Origin of the sequence: Streptomyces sp. NPDC093260 (assembly GCF_040683715.1) — a bacterium.
Classification (GTDB): domain Bacteria; phylum Actinomycetota; class Actinomycetes; order Streptomycetales; family Streptomycetaceae; genus Streptomyces; species Streptomyces sennicomposti.
The window spans coordinates 211,081-226,044 of sequence record NZ_JBFBEK010000010.1; the positions used below are offsets into that span (position 1 = coordinate 211,081).

A 14,964-nucleotide genomic window follows, 5' to 3' on the forward strand; every position below is an offset into this window, starting at 1 on the left:
GGAACGTATACGCGGCGGTCAACGAATCGCGGTCGGCATTGCCGAACGGCAGTCCTGAACGGGGCAAATAGGATTAATATCGCTCCATGGCCGGACCCGTCCAGTCGATCGAACGAGCGGCGGCGATCCTGCGCCTGCTGGCCGGCGGGCCGCGCAGGCTCGGGCTCGGCGAGGTCGCGTCCTCCCTGGGACTCGCCAAGGGCACCGCTCACGGCATCCTCCGCACCCTCCAGCACGTCGACTTCGTCGAGCAGGACGAGGCGACCGGGAAGTACCAGCTCGGGGCCGCGCTGCTGCACCTGGGCACCAGTTATCTCGACGTCAACGAGCTGCGTTCCCGTTCCGTCAACTGGGCGGACGCGCTGGCCGCCCGCAGCGGCGAGGCCGTCCGGCTGGGCACGCCGCTGGAGGGCCAGGTCCTCGTCGTCCACCACGTCTTCCGCCCCGACGACACGCTGCAGACCCTCGACGTGGGCGCCCTGCTGCCGTTGCACGCCTCCTCCCTCGGCAAGGTCCTCCTCGCCTACGGCGCCGCGACCCTCGACCCGCCGGCCGAGGGCCTGGCGGCGTACACGCGGCACACCCTGGTCGATCGCGAGGACCTGGACCGGGCGCTCGCGGAGATCCGCGAGCAGGGCTGGGGCGCGGAGGTGCAGGAGATGTCCATGGGCGAGGCGGGGATCGCCGCGCCGATCCGCGGGCACGGCGGACTCGTGGTGGGCGCCGTCTGCCTCTCCGGCCCCGTCGAACGGATCTGCGATCCCAGGGGTCGGCCCCTGGCCGCCCTGACCGCCCTGCTCCGGGAGGCCGCACGGGCGATCTCCCGGGACCTGGGGGCGACCCGCTGGTAGTCCCCGCCAGGACCTCGCAGCTTCCCCAGCCGCGTCACGCATCGGAAGGCAGGCCAGAACATGGTTGACCGGTATGTGATGTCCATCGACCAGGGCACCACGTCCACGCGGTGCATCCTGTTCGACCACCGCGGACGGCTGCGCTCGGTCGCCCAGCGCGAACACCAGCAGCACTTCCCGAAGCCCGGCTGGGTCGAGCACGACGCCGTCGAGATCTGGCGCAACGTGCAGCGCGTCGTGCCCGAGGCGATGGCCTCGGCGGGCGTGGACGCCGGGCAGATCGCCGCCATCGGCATCGCCAACCAGCGCGAGACCACCGTGCTGTGGGACCCGCGCACCGGAGTACCGGTCGGCCGGGCCATCGTCTGGCAGGACACCCGCACCGCGCCCCTCGTGGACGCGCTCAGGGACCGGCCCGGCGACGAGTTCTTCCTCGACCGCTGCGGGCTGCCCCCCTCCACCTACTTCTCCGCCCCCCGCATCCGCTGGCTGTTCGAGAACGTCCCCGGCCTGGAGCAGCGAGCCCGCGACGGCGAGGTGCTGTTCGGCACCATCGAGAGCTGGTTGATCTGGAACCTCACCGGCGGCACCGACGGCGGACTGCACATCACCGACCCCACCAACGCCAGCCGCACCATGCTCCTCAACCTCCGCACCCTGACCTGGGACCCGGAGCTGCTGGACTTCTTCGGCGTGCCGCGCGACCTGCTGCCCGAGATCCGCTCCTCGGCCGAGAGCTACGGCGAGGCCCGCGCGCTGCTGCCCGGCGTGCGCATCACCGCCGCCCTCGGCGACCAGCAGGCGGCCCTGTTCGGCCAGACCTGCTTCTCGCCCGGCGAGGCCAAGTGCACCTACGGCACCGGCAGCTTCCTGCTCACGAACACCGGCACCGACCTGGTCCGCTCCCGGCACGGGCTGCTCACCACCGTCGCCTACCGCATCGCCGGCCAGCCCACGGTCTACGCCCTGGAAGGCCCGATGGCCGTCACCGGCTCCCTGGTCCAGTGGTTCCGCGACCGGCTCGGCATGATCAACACCGCCCCGGAGATCGAGACCCTGGCCCGCACCGTGGAGGACAACGGCGGCTGCTACATCGTCCCCGCCTTCTCCGGCCTGTTCGCCCCGCACTGGCGCAGCGACGCCCGCGGCATCGTCGTCGGCCTCACCTCCTACATCACCAAGGGCCACCTGGCCAGGGCCGTTCTGGAGGCCACCGCCTGGCAGACCCGCGAGGTGGTCGACGCCATGAACGCCGACTCCGGGCTCGCCCTGAAGCAGCTCAAGGTCGACGGCGGCATGACCTCCGACCACCTGCTCATGCAGATGCTGGCCGACGTGCTGGACGTGCCCGTCGTACGGCCCCTGGTGGCCGAGACGGTCTCCCTGGGCGCCGCCTACGCCGCCGGACTCGCCGTCGGCTACTGGTCCGACCTGGAGGTGCTGCGCGGCAACTGGCACCGGGCGGGCCAGTGGCTGCCCGACATGGATCCCGAACGGCGCGCCTGGGAGTACGAGAGCTGGCAGCGGGCCGTCGAGCGGTCCCTGGACTGGGTCCGGCCCGCCGCAGGACCGCGCTGAGCCGCGCCCGGCCCCGGCGGCTGGCCGGATTCGGCGCCCGGCGGCGGCATCGGCCCCGGTGGCCTGGTTACCCGAAGGACGAGGGGTTCGGAAGTGAGCCTCCACCGGGCTCTCCGCGCCATGGTTCTCCGCGGAGAGCCCTCTGCGGGCTTCATCCGACCGTCTCCCGTTCTTCACCCGGCCGTTTCCCCTACAGGCGGAGACCCGGCGCATGCTGAACCACCGCCCCGCGCCGCGCAGCCGGCCCCGGACGGCAGCACCCCCCGTTCGCAGAAAGACCGATGGTCCTGTGCCCGCACCCGTCGTTCTCACCGGCCGCAGGACGCGGCTGGAACCCCTCGCTCCGCACCACGTGGAGGGCCTGGCCCGGGCCGGCGGCGAGGACCGCGCCTCCTACGCCTTCACCCCCGTGCCGCACGGCCCCGAAGCGGCCCGCGACTACGTCGAACGAGCCCTGGCCGAGCAGGTGGCGGGCCGGGCGCTGCCCTTCGCCGTGGTCCGCGTGGACGACGGCCGCGTCGTCGGCTCCACCCGCTTCCTGGAACTCGACTACTGGCAGGGACCGCTCGTCTGGCCCCCCCGTCCCGGGAGTCCCGTACGGCGATCCCCGCACCGCCGTGCCCGACGCCGCCGAGATCGGCAACACCTGGCTCGCCGCCGGCGCCCAGGGGACCGGCATCAACACCGAGGCCAAGCTGCTCCTGCTGCGCCACGCCTTCGAGACCTGGCGGGTGCGCCGCGTCTCCTTCCGCGCCGACGCCCGCAACCTGCGCTCCTGCGCCGCCATCGAACGGCTCGGCGCCCGCTGCGAGGGCGTGCGCCGCGCCCACTCGCGCGGCCTGGACGGCACCGTGCGCAGCACCGCCTTCTACTCGATCCTCGACGAGGAGTGGCCGACCGCCCGCGCCGTCATCGAACTACGCCTCGCCGCGGGCGCGCCCGCCGCGCCCGGCGCCGCCCCGGCCGCGATGACGGGCGTGACGGGAGTGGCGGCCGTGCCGGGCGGCGTGGGCCCTCGGCCGGACGACATGGACGGCCGCCTCGTACGGGCCTGACGCACCCGGACGGGCCTGGTGCGGGCGCGGCGGCGGGGGACCGTGTGTGCCGGTGACGCGGGTGGTGGCGGGGCGTCGGGGGTGAGAGCATGACGTGTGCCGCTCCAGCGCTTGCGGCGTTCCCGCCCCGGGCGGGCGCTGGCCCTCGTCCCGCTGGGAATGATCGCTGCCGTCTGCGTGGTGGACGTCCTGGCCCCGCCCGACGTGCACCTCGGCCCCCTGCTGGTCGCCGCGCCCGCCCTCGCCGCCGCGTTCTCCGGTCCCCGCCGCACCGCGCTGATCGGCGTCCTGGCCGTCGCGGCCCAGGTGTTCATCGGAGTGGCCCGGGGTGTGCTGGCCACCGAGAACCTGATCGCCCAGATCGGCGCCCTGATCCTGGTCTCCACCCTGATAGTGGTCTTCTGCCTGGTCCGCGAGCGCGGTGAGCGCCAGCTCGACCAGAGCCGGATCGTGGCGCAGGCCGTGCAGGAGGTCCTGCTGCCCCCGCTGCCCGAGCGCAGCGGCCCACTGCGGATGGCCAGCGTGTACCTGGCCGCGCAGGACGAGGCGACGCTCGGCGGCGACCTCTACGCCGCCGCCCGCACCCGGCACAGCACCCGGCTGCTCCTCGCGGACGTCTGCGGCAAGGGGCTGCCGGCGATCAGCCACGCCGCCCTGCTGCTCGGCGCGTTCCGCGCGGCCTCGCACCGCCGGGCCACACTGCCGCGGCTGGCCGTGCACCTGGACGGCGCGATGCGGTGGGACTCCCGGCAGTGGCAGACGGAGGAGGCGCTCGACACCGACGAGGCGTTCGCCACCGCGCTGCTGCTGGACATCCCCGACGACGAGGACGTGGTCCGCCTCGTCAACTGCGGCCATCCGGCGCCGGTCCTCTTCTCCGAGGGCCGCGCCCACACGCTGGTCGCCGAGACCGTCGCGCCCCCGCTCGGCCTGGGCGGCCTGGGCGGGGTCACCGCCTACGCCGTCGCCTCGTTCCCCTTCGGCCCCGGGGACACGCTGCTGCTGCACACCGACGGCGTGCTGGAGGCACGGGACGCGCACGGCGCGTTCTTCCCGCTCCCCGACCGCGCCTCCGCCTGGGCCGCCGCCCAGGACGCCGGGGCGCCGGACAAACTGCTGGACCGGCTCCGCGACGACCTCCTCGCCCACACCCGCGGCCGGCTCGGCGACGACGCGGCGTCCGTCGCGATCAGCCGCCTCAAGTCCTGAGCGCCCCGCGAGGGCCCGGTGCTCGCGGCTCCCGTCGATTGCCGCGGTCGAGGGCGGTTGCGCCGGGGGCGACCGGGTACGCGTCCAGGACCGTGCCCGGGCGATCACCCGCCCCGGGGCGGGCCGCACGACCGCCGCAACCAGGGAATTCGCCATGGACACACCCGAGAACGACCGCACCGCCACACAGGCTCAGCAGGCGCTGGACGTCCTTGCCGAGAACGCCGAGGACGCGGCGGCACTGGACGCGCTGGCGCACAGCGACGTACTGATCCCGGTGCCCGACGACGTGAGCGACGAGGACGCCACCAACCCGGAGTCGGTGGCCCTGCCTGTCATGGAGCAGCCCGGCGGAGTGCCGGTGGTGCCCGTGTTCACCTCGGAACTGGAGATGTCGGAACTGCTGCCCTTCGTCTCCCGCTACCGTCTGGTGCCCCTGGGCGCCCTGGCCTCCCAGTGGCCGGCCGAGGACCTGTCGCTGACCATAGACGCCAGCTCCCCGCACGGCCTGACCCTCACCTCGGAGGGCGTACGCACCCTGCTGGCCCGGCCGTAGGACGGCAGGGAACAGGCCGCGTGCACCCTCGCGACGGGCGCTTGTGAGGCCTCGCCCCCGCCGTCACCCGCCGAGCATGCGGGCCAGCACCTCCCGCTGGAGCGGGAGCACCTCCGCGTGCAGGTCGCGGCCCCGGCGGGTGAGGGAGACCCACACCCCGCGCCGGTCCTCCGCGCACACCGACCGCTCGACGAGCCCGTCCTTCTCCAGCCGGCCGATGAGACGGGACAGCGCGCTCTGGCTGAGGTGCACCCGGCCGGCGATGTTCTGCACCCGGCACACGTCGCCGTCGGCGGGCGATTCGGACGCCAGGATGTCCAGCACCTCGAAGTCGCTCGCCCCCAGGCCGTAGGGGTGCAGGACACGGTCGATCTCGCACATCGTCCGGGCGTGTACGGCCAGGATCTCCCGCCACTGTTCCCCGAGCCGGGCGCCGGCCGCGTTCACTCCCATGCCCGCATGGTAGTGCGGCGCGAGCACCGCGACGGCGGCCGCGGACCGGGCGACGGTGCCGCGGCCGTCGGCCCGGGCGTCCCGGAGAGACCCGAGGAGGCCGCCGCCCGCGCCCGGCCTCCGACGGCCGGTACCGGACAAGGGCCGCCGAGTCCCGGACACGGCGGACCGGTCCCCGTCACAGTAGGGGACGACGGGACGGAGCGGCCACGACGACAGCGGGGGCGAGATGCCGAGGACTCCTGCCGAACGGACGCGCACGGCCATCCTGGCCTGGCTGGGGGAGCCGGCCGCGCACGCCGCCCGGAACCGGTGGTGCGCCGCCCGGGGTGAGCACGGCGCGACCGCGCGGGCCGTCGCCGCCGGGCTCGGCATCCCCCTCCGGGCCGCGAAGACGCACCTCGCGCTGCTCGTGGACCTCGGTCTGCTGCGCACCCGGCGCGTGTGCCACCGGACGTACTACCGGCGCGACGAGTTCCGCATCGCCGAGGTGGCCCGGCTGTTCGAGAAGGGCTGGTGAGCTACGGACGGGGCGCCCGCTCCTCCCGGTGCCGCAGCGCCCCGTCCGCCGTGTCCCCGTCGGTCTCCTCCCCGTCCGTCCTCGCCGCGGGCGTCCGGGACGGGCCCGGACGCGTGTTCCCGCCGTCACTCCCGTTCAGGCGTGCGCCCGTCCCGGGTAACCGGAACGTCACCTCCACGCAGTAAGAGTGACTGCGACGCAAGCGTGTCTGCGCCACTGTCGACCCACCGTCCCCAGAACTGGATCCCATGAGCGCCATCTCCGTCGGTCAGGCCGTCGTCCTCGGAGTCGTCGAGGGGGTGACCGAGTTCCTTCCCGTGTCCTCCACCGGCCATCTCAAGATCGCCGAGGGGCTCATGGACATCCCCGTCGACGACAGTTCCGTCGTCGGGTTCTCCGCCGTCATCCAGGTCGGCGCGATCGCCGCCGTACTCGTGTACTTCTTCAAGGACATCGTGCGGATCGTCTCCGCCTGGTTCCGCGGGCTGACCAACCGCGAGGAGCGCTACCACCACGACTACAAGTTCGCCTGGTGGGTCATCTACGCCACCATCCCGATCGTCCTCGTCGGCCTGGCCGCCAAGCCCCTGATCGACGGGCCGCTCGGCTCGCTGTGGGTGGTCGCCGGCTCGCTCATCGTCGGCAGCGGCGTGATGTGGTGCGCGGACCAGATGGGCCGGCACAAGCGCGGTGAGGACGACACCTCGTTCAAGGACGCGATGCTGGTCGGCACCTCGCAGATCCTCGCCCTGCTCTTCCCCGGCTTCTCCCGCTCCGGCGCCACCATGTCCACCGCGCTCGTCCTCGACCTGGACCGTGTCGCCGCCACCCGGCTGTCGTTCTTCCTCGGCATCCCGGCCCTGACCGGCGCCGGCGTCTACGAACTCAAGGACGCCCTCGGGGCGGGCGTGGGCGCCGCCCCGCTCGCCGTCGGCACCGTCGTCTCCTTCCTGGTGGCCTACGGCTCCATCGCCTGGCTGCTGAAGTTCGTCGCCAAGCACTCCTTCAACGCCTTCGTCCTCTACCGGATCGCCGTCGGCGCCCTCCTCTTCGGGCTGCTGGGCACGGGCGTGCTCGACGCCTGAGCGGCCGCAGCGCCGCAGTGTCCCGGCCGTGGGGGCGGACCCGCCGGCACGGTCCGCCCCCACGCCCGTACCGTCTGTCCTGCGGCCCCGCTTGACAGGATTCCTCCGCACCCCGCACGATCGCTCCGTGAACCTGTCAGACAGCCAGACAGGTGTGGCGGCACCCCGACGCGTCAGCGCCATGGAGGCGGTGCTCACCCACCTGCGCGGCGCCATCGAACGCGGCGAGTACGCCATCGGCGACAAGCTCCCCTCCGAGGCGGAGCTGTGCCGCGTCCTGGAGGTCTCGCGGCCCGTCCTGCGCGAGGCGCTGCGCGCCCTGCAGACCATGGGCCTGACCGTCTCCAGGACCGGCAAGGGCACCTTCGTCGTGGCCGGCGCCGTGGACGACCCCACCTTCGGGGACTACGCGGCCAGCGACCTGATGGAGGTACGCCGGCACATCGAGATCCCGGTCGCCGGCTACGCCGCGCTGCGCCGCACCCCGGAGGACCTGGACCACCTGCTCCACCTGCTGGAGCGGATGGAGCGGGAGACCGACACGACCTCCTGGGTCGCGCTGGACACCCTGTTCCACCTCGCCGTCGCCCAGGCCGCCCGCAACCCCGTCTTCCGCCGGGTCATCGAGGAGATCCGCGACGCCCTGGGCCGCCAGTCGGCCTTCCTCACCGAGCTCGGCGACCGGCGCGAGCAGTCCAACCGTGAGCACCGGGCCCTCGTCGAGGCGCTGACCGACGGCAGCGAACACGACGCCGTCCAGGCCATGACCCACCACCTCGACCGGGTCGAGACCACCCTCACCGCCATCGTGCGCCCCGCACCCCGCCCCGACCCGGGCCGACCAGGGTCGTAACCCGCACACGGCACACCCCCGCACCCCGCGGCCCGGCGCGTCACCCGCGGCCGGACCGCGCGCACCTCCTCCGAGGCGCCCCCGCGCACACCCCCGCGCGAGTACCATCCACCCACTCACCAGTGACGCAGGCAGCCATGCAGACCACTTCCCCCGCCGCGGCGCCCCCCGTCCGCGAGCCCCGCCACGCACCCGTCGCCCGCCTCGTACGCGGCGGCGTCGTCGAAGGCCTCCACCACGGCTCCGTCGTCGTCCTCGACACCGACGGCGAGACCCGCTTCCGGCTCGGCGACACCGAGGCCGCCTTCTATCCGCGCTCCGCCCTCAAGCCCGTCCAGGCCGTCGCCATGGTCCGGGCCGGGCTGCCGCTGGAGGGCGAACTGCTCTCGCTCGCCGCCGCCAGCCACTCCGGCGAGGAGCGCCACCTCGCCGGAGCGCGGCGCATCCTCGAACTGGCGGGGCTGACCGAGGGCGACCTGCGCAACGTCCCCGACCTGCCGTTCGACCCGACGGTGCGGGACGCCTGGGTGCGTGCGGGCCGCCTGCCCTCCCGGCTCGCCCAGAACTGCTCCGGCAAGCACGCGGCCATGCTCTACACCTGCCGGCTCAACGGCTGGTCCCTGGACGACTACCTCGATCCCGCGCACCCGTTGCAGCGTGCCGTCGCCGAGACCGTCGAGGACCTCACCGGGCAGCGCGTGGCCCGGGTGACCGTCGACGGCTGCGGCGCGCCCCTGTTCGCCGTGTCCCTGCACGGCCTCGCCCGCGCCGCCGCCCGCATCACCACCGCCGCGCCCGGCACCCCCGGGGCGCGGGTCGCCGACGCGATGCGCGAGCACCCCGAGACGGCCTCCGGCTCCGGCCGCGACGTGGCCGCGCTGATGCGGGCCGTGCCCGGGCTGCTGGCCAAGGACGGTTTCGAGGGCGTCGAGGTCGCCGCGCTGCCGGACGGCCGGGCCGTCGCGGTGAAGATCTCCGACGGAGCGAACCGGGCGCGCGTCCCGGTGACCGCCGCCGCCCTCGCCCTGGCCGGCGTCGATCCGGCCCGGCTCACCGAGTTCGCCGGCGAGCCGCTCCTCGGCGGCGGCGAACCGGTCGGCCGCGTCACCCCGGTCGAGGCGCTGAACCCTGAGGCACTGCCCTCGGCCTGCGCGTGACCGCGTGCCGCGTATGAGCCGTCCGGGCCTCTTCCCCGGGGCGCGTCCGGCCCCGGCCTGCGTCTGACCCCGGGGGCTGTGCCTGGCCCCGGCTCCGCCGGGCCGCGCCGGCCCGCCCCCGGGCACAATGAGGATCATGACGTCCTCGATGGCCTTCCAGCCGGTTCTGGAGCGTATCGCCGAGGAGACCGGGCGCACGCCCGGTCGTGGGCGGCCCGCCGACTACATCCCGGCGCTCGCCGCCCGCGACCCGCGCGCCTTCGGCATGGCCGTCGCGGAGCTGGACGGCACCGTGTACGGGGTGGGCGACTGGCGCGAGCCGTTCTCCGCGCAGTCCATCACCAAGGTCTTCACCCTCGCCCTCGACCTGGCCCGCGAGGGCGACGAACTGTGGGAGCACGTGGGCCGCGAGCCCTCCGGCAACCCGTTCAACTCCCTGGTGCAGCTGGAGTACGAGAACGGCATCCCGCGCAACCCGTTCATCAACGCCGGCGCCCTCGTCGTCACCGACCGCCTCCTGACCCGTACCGGCGACGCCGCGGGCGAACTGCTGCGGCTGCTGCGCGCCGAGAGCGGGAACCCGGACCTGGACTTCGACCTCGAGGTCGCCGCCTCGGAGACCGCGCACGGCGACCGCAACGCCGCCCTCGGCCACTTCATGGCCTCCTACGGCAACATCGACAACCCGGTGCCGGTCCTGCTCGACCAGTACTTCCGCCAGTGCTCGATCGCGGCCTCCTGCGCCGACCTCGCGCTGGCCGCCACCGTCCTGGCCCGGCACGGCATCCGCGCCGACGGCACCAGGCTGCTGACCCGCAGCCAGGCCAAGCAGGTCAACGCCGTCATGCTGACCTGCGGGACCTACGACGCGGCGGGCGACTTCGCCTACCGGGTCGGACTGCCGGGCAAGAGCGGCGTCGGCGGCGGCATCATCGCCGTCGTGCCGGGGCGGTGCGCGCTGTGCGTCTGGAGCCCCGGCCTGGACGAGCGGGGCAACTCCGTCGCCGGAGTGGCGGCCCTGGACCGCTTCACCACCCTCACCGGACTGTCGGTGTTCTGACCCCTCGGCGCGGAACGGGTGGTCAGCCGCGGCCGAACCGAGGGTTCCTGCGCCGCCGGACCATCACGGCCGCCCCGGCGGTCACGCCCACGACACCGCCCACGATCGCGCCCGTCTCCGCCCAGCCCGGCCGGTCCGACGCCGCCCCCGCCCTGGCCGCCGCGACCGGCGCGTGGGAGGGGGTGGGGGAGGGGGCCGGCGCGGGGGCCGCGGCGGCGTGCGCCACCGGGCGCAGCGCGTCCAGGGAACCGACCGGGTCGACATGCCCGGCGGCGTCGAAGCCCCAGTCGAGCAGCTGGCGCGCCTCCTCGTACACCTCCAGGCCGTCGCCCTCCTGAGGGTTCATCACCGTCACGATGAGGGTGCGCCCGTCGCGGTGCGCCGCGGCGACCAGGGTGTTGCCCGCGTTGGTGGTGTAGCCGTTCTTGATGCCGATCAGCCCGGGGTACGGCTCCACGCCGTCGGCGCCCGTCAGCAGCCGGTTGGTGTTGGCGATCCCGAAGGAGGCGCCGTCGTTGCCCGGGAAGAGGGCGTTCACGGTGGAGCAGTAGCGCGCGAAGTCCGGGTTGCGCAGCCCGGCCCGCCCGAACACGGCGAGGTCGTAGGCCGAGGACACCTGTCCGTCGGCGTCGTAGCCGTCGGGCGAGACGACGTGGGTGTCCACCGCGCCCAGCGAGCGCGCCTTGTCCTGCATCTGCCGGGCGGTGCGGTCCCAGCCGCCGTTGAGCGCGGCGAGCACGTGCACCGCGTCGTTGCCGGAGTTGAGGAACACCCCGCGCCACAGGTCGGACACCTGATACGTGTGACCCTCGACCACCCCGACCAGGCTGCTGCCCTCCCCGATGCCCGCCAGCTCGGACCCGCTGACGGTGTGCCGCAGACCGCCGGGGAAAGCGGGCAGCACGGTGAGCGCGAACAGGGTTTTCAGGGTGCTCGCGGGCGGCAGCTTCTCGTGTGCGTCGTGCGCGGCGAGCACCTCACCGCTGGCCGCGTCGGCCACCAGCCAGGACAGCGCGGAGACCTCCGGGGTCTCGGGTGCTTCGGAGCGCAGGCGGACCTGTGTGCCCTCGCGTTCCAGCAGGGCCGGCTGCGGCATGGCCGCCTTCTGCCGCCCCGGTGCTCCCGGGTCCGTCCCGGCCCGGCCCGTGGCGGCGGCCGGGGAGGTCACTATCAGCAGGCCTGTGGCACAGAGGGCGCAGGCGGACAAAGCGGCCCGGAGGGGGAATTTGATCGTCATACCGTAAACGTAGGAACGAACCGGTGCAGGCGTGACCTTGCCGGGGGCCGAACGGGGACCACGAGCACCCGGATGTCCCAGCGGGTGGCCCGGATGCCCCAGCGGGGCGCTCCGGGCGGGGACGGCGCCTGGTCCTAGCCGGTCGGCAGCGTGGGCTGGACGCGGCGCAGGAACGTCGCGTTGTCCGGTGTGGCGCGCAGCCGTTCGAGCAGGGTCTCCAGACCGGTCCGGCCGTCGCGGCCGTCGCGGCCCGGCAGGGCGCGCCGCAGTCCGGCGCTCGCCGCCGACTCGGCGGGGGAGAGGAGGAGTTCCTCGCGGCGGGTGCCGGAGGCGGCGATGTCGACGGCCGGGAACACGCGCCGGGAGGCGGGCTCGCGGCTCAGCCGCAGCTCCATGTTGCCGGTGCCCTTCAGCTCCTCGAAGAAGAACTCGTCGGCGCGGGAGCCGGTCTCCACCAGCGCGGTGGCGAGAATGGTGAGCGAACCGCCTTCCTCGGCGAGACGGGCGGCCCCGAACAGGCGCTTGGGGCCGTGCAGCGCCGCCGCGTCGACGCCGCCGCTGAGGGTGCGTCCGCCCGGCCCGGCGGCGTTGTTGTGGGCCCGGCACAGCCGGGTCAGCGAGTCCAGCAGGATCACCACGTCCTCGCCGGCCTCCACCAGCCGCTTGGCGCGCTCCACGACGAGTTCGGCGAGGGCGATGTGCTCCTTGGGCGTGCGGTCGAAGGTGGAGGCGTAGACCTCGCCGCGCACCGAGCGCCGCATGTCGGTGACCTCCTCGGGACGCTCGTCCAGCAGCACCACCATCAGCCGGCACTCGGGGTGGTTCCCGGCGACCGCGGCGGCGATCTGCTGGAGCAGTACGGTCTTGCCGGTCTTGGGCGGAGCGACGACGAGGCCGCGCTGCCCCTTGCCGACGGGCGCGAGCAGGTCCATCACCCGTCCGGCGAGTCCGGCGCCCGGGTGTTCGAGGCGCAGCCGCTCGCGCGGGTGCAGCGGGGTCAGGTCGGCGAAGCGGCGCCGGCCGCGGAGCGCGTCCGGGGTGCGTCCCCCGACGCGGGCGACGGCGGTGAGGCCGCCCCGCTCGCCGGGCACGCCCTCGACGAGGTCGCCCTTGCGCAGCCCGTGGCGGCGGATCAGCGCGGCGGGCACCTGAGGGTCGTCGGGGGAGGGCAGGCAGGTCGTACCGCGCAGCCGGCCGGCTCCGCCGCGGTCGATGTCCAGGACACCGGTGACGAGCTGGGCGGCCCGTTCGGACCGCTGCCGTACGGGAGGGTGTTCGAGTGTGGTGGTCATGGGTGGGTGTCCTTTCACGGACGGCCGGCACGGAACCCGTGCGGAGGAGAAGAAACGGAGAGGGGGGAACGGCCGCGAGGGGAAGGCGCGTGCGGCTGCCTTCGGCGGCGGGGAAACGCACCTCGGTACGGCGGCCCGGCACGGCGCCTGGCGTACGAGGTGGTGGGGAAAGCCGATGTGCCGATCGCCGGACTGGTTGGCCGGAGCGGCAGACGGAGGAGCGGGAGACCCGCTCGCACCCGGCCCGAAGAGAGGGCGTAGAGAGGTGCTGCATGCAAGGTACCACAAACCTCCCGGAGGCCGGTCCCACCCGGTCCCCGCAGTGGCCGTGCATGTCCCCGCGGCCTCCGGCGGTCTAGGCTGACGGGGATGTTCAGCCCCGAAGGACCCACCCTCCGCGAACTCGCCGTGCAGGCTCTGTCCTCCGTCGAGCACGGCTACGACCTGCTCGCACCGAAGTTCGACCGCACCCCCTTCCGGACACCCGCGTCGGTGCTCGACGCGGTCGGCTCCGTGCTGGAGCGGACCGGGCCGTACGGCGACGGGCTGGACCTGTGCTGCGGGACCGGCGCCGGGCTGGACGTGCTGGCGCGGGTGTGCCGCGGGACGGTGACCGGCGTCGACTTCAGCTCCGGGATGCTCGACGTCGCCCGGCGGTGCGCCCCGCGCGCCGCCGTCCGGACCGCCTGGGTGCGCGCCGACGCCCGTGCCCTGCCGTTCACCGCCGCCTTCGACCTGGTCGTCAGCTTCGGCGCGCTCGGGCACTTCCTGCCGGCCGAACTGCCCGCGCTCTTCGGGCAGGTGCACTCGGTGCTGCGCCCCGGCGGCGTGTTCGCCCTTCCGGTGTTCGCCCCGCCCCCGCCAGGCTCCCGGGCGTTCTGGACGCTGCTCGGCTTCGACGCGGTCATGCGGGTGCGCAACGCCGTGTGGCGGCCGCCGTTCGTCATGTACTATCGCGCCCACCGCTTCGGCGATGTGCTGCGCGAGCTGGAACACGTCGGCTTCCAGGTGGAGTTGTATCCGATGCCCATGTTCGGCCGGCGCGCCGACGGCAGCCCCCGGGCCCGGCTGATCGCGGCCCGCAGGCTGCCCTGACGCACCGGCGGCCCGTGCGGCGGCGGGGGCTGGGGTCTTTCGTCCGGATCACGCGGATCACGCCCCGCGAGCCCGGCGTGATCCGGACGAGAGCCCCTAGACCGCCGCGGGGAGCGTGAACTCGTAGACGAGGGCGTCCTGTCCGGCGTCCACGAGCAGATCGGTGATCTCCAGCGGGCGGGCGTACTGGTCGTGGACGCGCCGGGTGACGCGCACCGAAGAGCCGTCCGCGAGCCGGGTGATCGAGTCGCGGTGGTGCAGGGTCAGGCCCGCCCGGCGCATCCAGTCGTAGGCCCGGTGCAGTTGGGCGCCGCCGGAGCCGTAGGCGCGGTAGCGGTAGCGGGCGAGTTCGGGGACCTCCGCGAGGGCCACGGCGGAAAACGATGTCACCGCCGTGCGCAGGTCGGTGCCGTCGGCCGCGGTGGACCGGTAGCGGTGCATCAGGGTGGGCCGGTGCGGGGCGAGGCCGAGCGCGGCGGCGTGCTCCGGCGGGGGCGTCTCCCAGACCACCGCGGTCCGGTCGCGGGCGTCCGGGTCACCGGGGCGGGCGCCGACGGGGAAGGTCAGGCGGAAGGGCGCCTCGACGGGCGGTCCGGTCAGCGCGGCGTGGCTGCCGCGCCGGTCGGTGGCGACCAGCCCGTCGCGGCGCAGCACTTCCAGCGCCTGCCGCACGGTCTCCCGGCTGACCCGGAAGTGCGCGGCCAACTGCCGCTCGCCCGGCAGCCGTTCACCGGGCGGGAAGGCGCCGTCGCGCAGCTCGTCGAGGAGCTTGGTGGCGACTGTCCAGTACAGCGGACCTCCTTCGGCCCTCGCTCGTGTCGTTGGGCGGTCGTGGGGGGTGGTGCGGGCCATGCCGCGCCTCCTGTTGATGACGTACGGTAGCCACTCGGGCTCATTGCGCCACCAGGTCTAACATTGGTCTAAACCAGCTGGGAAGCCCGCTCCGGGGATTCGGCCGAAACC

15 protein-coding genes are annotated in these 14,964 nt (G+C 74.1%); 11 read left to right on the plus strand and 4 right to left on the minus strand.

Going from position 1 to position 14,964, the window contains the following annotated elements:
• Window positions 1-86: 86 nt before the first annotated feature.
• From AB0N63_RS15615 to AB0N63_RS15635, 5 genes are all read left to right on the plus strand, one after another.
• Window positions 87-851, plus strand: coding sequence for an IclR family transcriptional regulator (locus AB0N63_RS15615; RefSeq protein ID WP_365529237.1), 765 nt, complete (start codon window positions 87-89; stop codon window positions 849-851).
• A 60-nt stretch (window positions 852-911) separates the two neighbouring features.
• On the plus strand, window positions 912-2,429 hold the full coding sequence (gene glpK, locus AB0N63_RS15620) for a glycerol kinase GlpK (protein ID WP_365529240.1): 1,518 nt from the start codon (window positions 912-914) through the stop codon (window positions 2,427-2,429).
• Window positions 2,430-3,046: 617 nt separating this feature from the next.
• On the plus strand, window positions 3,047-3,484 hold the full coding sequence (locus tag AB0N63_RS15625; protein WP_365529243.1) for a GNAT family protein: 438 nt from the start codon (window positions 3,047-3,049) through the stop codon (window positions 3,482-3,484).
• A 159-nt stretch (window positions 3,485-3,643) separates the two neighbouring features.
• The gene (locus tag AB0N63_RS15630) at window positions 3,644-4,693 is read left to right on the plus strand and encodes a PP2C family protein-serine/threonine phosphatase (protein WP_365529246.1); all 1,050 of its coding nucleotides are present in this window, start codon (window positions 3,644-3,646) and stop codon (window positions 4,691-4,693) included.
• A 154-nt stretch (window positions 4,694-4,847) separates the two neighbouring features.
• Entirely contained in the window at window positions 4,848-5,249 is a 402-nt protein-coding gene (locus tag AB0N63_RS15635; RefSeq protein ID WP_365529248.1) for an SseB family protein, read from the plus strand.
• A 63-nt stretch (window positions 5,250-5,312) separates the two neighbouring features.
• Here AB0N63_RS15635 and AB0N63_RS15640 read toward each other — a convergent pair whose 3' ends face one another.
• On the minus strand, window positions 5,313-5,702 hold the full coding sequence (locus tag AB0N63_RS15640; RefSeq protein ID WP_365529251.1) for a MarR family transcriptional regulator: 390 nt from the start codon (window positions 5,700-5,702) through the stop codon (window positions 5,313-5,315).
• A gap of 229 nt (window positions 5,703-5,931) precedes the next feature.
• Here AB0N63_RS15640 and AB0N63_RS15645 point away from each other — a divergent pair, with 229 nt between their 5' ends.
• The 5 genes from AB0N63_RS15645 (at window position 5,932) to AB0N63_RS15665 (ending at window position 10,377) form a co-directional block, all read left to right on the plus strand.
• Entirely contained in the window at window positions 5,932-6,222 is a 291-nt protein-coding gene (locus AB0N63_RS15645; RefSeq protein ID WP_365529254.1) for an ArsR family transcriptional regulator, read from the plus strand.
• A 248-nt stretch (window positions 6,223-6,470) separates the two neighbouring features.
• Window positions 6,471-7,307: an undecaprenyl-diphosphate phosphatase gene (locus tag AB0N63_RS15650; RefSeq protein WP_365529256.1), complete on the plus strand. Its 837-nt coding sequence runs from the start codon at window positions 6,471-6,473 to the stop codon at window positions 7,305-7,307.
• Between the two features lie 127 nt (window positions 7,308-7,434).
• Window positions 7,435-8,160, plus strand: coding sequence for a FadR/GntR family transcriptional regulator (locus tag AB0N63_RS15655; RefSeq protein WP_365529258.1), 726 nt, complete (start codon window positions 7,435-7,437; stop codon window positions 8,158-8,160).
• A gap of 137 nt (window positions 8,161-8,297) precedes the next feature.
• Window positions 8,298-9,317, plus strand: a complete 1,020-nt coding sequence (locus tag AB0N63_RS15660; RefSeq protein ID WP_365529260.1) for an asparaginase — start codon at window positions 8,298-8,300, stop codon at window positions 9,315-9,317.
• 127 nt (window positions 9,318-9,444) lie between these two features.
• Complete coding sequence (locus AB0N63_RS15665; protein WP_365529263.1) at window positions 9,445-10,377, plus strand: glutaminase; 933 nt, start codon at window positions 9,445-9,447, stop codon at window positions 10,375-10,377.
• Between the two features lie 22 nt (window positions 10,378-10,399).
• On the opposite strand, the gene AB0N63_RS15670 is transcribed toward AB0N63_RS15665, so the two are convergent.
• Window positions 10,400-11,614: a D-alanyl-D-alanine carboxypeptidase gene (locus AB0N63_RS15670; RefSeq protein WP_365529265.1), complete on the minus strand. Its 1,215-nt coding sequence runs from the start codon at window positions 11,612-11,614 to the stop codon at window positions 10,400-10,402.
• Between the two features lie 134 nt (window positions 11,615-11,748).
• Window positions 11,749-12,906, minus strand: coding sequence for a transcription termination factor Rho (rho, locus tag AB0N63_RS15675; protein ID WP_365529268.1), 1,158 nt, complete (start codon window positions 12,904-12,906; stop codon window positions 11,749-11,751).
• A 369-nt stretch (window positions 12,907-13,275) separates the two neighbouring features.
• On the opposite strand from rho, the gene AB0N63_RS15680 reads away from it, so the two are divergent.
• The gene (locus tag AB0N63_RS15680) at window positions 13,276-14,001 is read left to right on the plus strand and encodes a class I SAM-dependent methyltransferase (RefSeq protein ID WP_365529271.1); all 726 of its coding nucleotides are present in this window, start codon (window positions 13,276-13,278) and stop codon (window positions 13,999-14,001) included.
• 96 nt (window positions 14,002-14,097) lie between these two features.
• Here AB0N63_RS15680 and AB0N63_RS15685 read toward each other — a convergent pair whose 3' ends face one another.
• On the minus strand, window positions 14,098-14,853 hold the full coding sequence (locus AB0N63_RS15685) for a GntR family transcriptional regulator (RefSeq protein ID WP_365529274.1): 756 nt from the start codon (window positions 14,851-14,853) through the stop codon (window positions 14,098-14,100).
• Window positions 14,854-14,964 lie beyond the last annotated feature (111 nt).

Coding starts and splice junctions, on each gene's coding strand:
- AB0N63_RS15615 (WP_365529237.1), top strand. CDS start 87: ATGGCCGGACCCGTCCAGTCGATCGAACGAGCGGCGGCGATCCTGCGC.
- glpK (WP_365529240.1), top strand. CDS start 912: ATGGTTGACCGGTATGTGATGTCCATCGACCAGGGCACCACGTCCACG.
- AB0N63_RS15630 (WP_365529246.1), top strand. CDS start 3,644: ATGATCGCTGCCGTCTGCGTGGTGGACGTCCTGGCCCCGCCCGACGTG.
- AB0N63_RS15635 (WP_365529248.1), top strand. CDS start 4,848: ATGGACACACCCGAGAACGACCGCACCGCCACACAGGCTCAGCAGGCG.
- AB0N63_RS15640 (WP_365529251.1), bottom strand. CDS start 5,702: ATGGGAGTGAACGCGGCCGGCGCCCGGCTCGGGGAACAGTGGCGGGAG.
- AB0N63_RS15645 (WP_365529254.1), top strand. CDS start 5,932: ATGCCGAGGACTCCTGCCGAACGGACGCGCACGGCCATCCTGGCCTGG.
- AB0N63_RS15650 (WP_365529256.1), top strand. CDS start 6,471: ATGAGCGCCATCTCCGTCGGTCAGGCCGTCGTCCTCGGAGTCGTCGAG.
- AB0N63_RS15660 (WP_365529260.1), top strand. CDS start 8,298: ATGCAGACCACTTCCCCCGCCGCGGCGCCCCCCGTCCGCGAGCCCCGC.
- AB0N63_RS15665 (WP_365529263.1), top strand. CDS start 9,445: ATGAGGATCATGACGTCCTCGATGGCCTTCCAGCCGGTTCTGGAGCGT.
- AB0N63_RS15670 (WP_365529265.1), bottom strand. CDS start 11,614: ATGACGATCAAATTCCCCCTCCGGGCCGCTTTGTCCGCCTGCGCCCTC.
- rho (WP_365529268.1), bottom strand. CDS start 12,906: ATGACCACCACACTCGAACACCCTCCCGTACGGCAGCGGTCCGAACGG.
- AB0N63_RS15680 (WP_365529271.1), top strand. CDS start 13,276: ATGTTCAGCCCCGAAGGACCCACCCTCCGCGAACTCGCCGTGCAGGCT.
- AB0N63_RS15685 (WP_365529274.1), bottom strand. CDS start 14,853: ATGGCCCGCACCACCCCCCACGACCGCCCAACGACACGAGCGAGGGCC.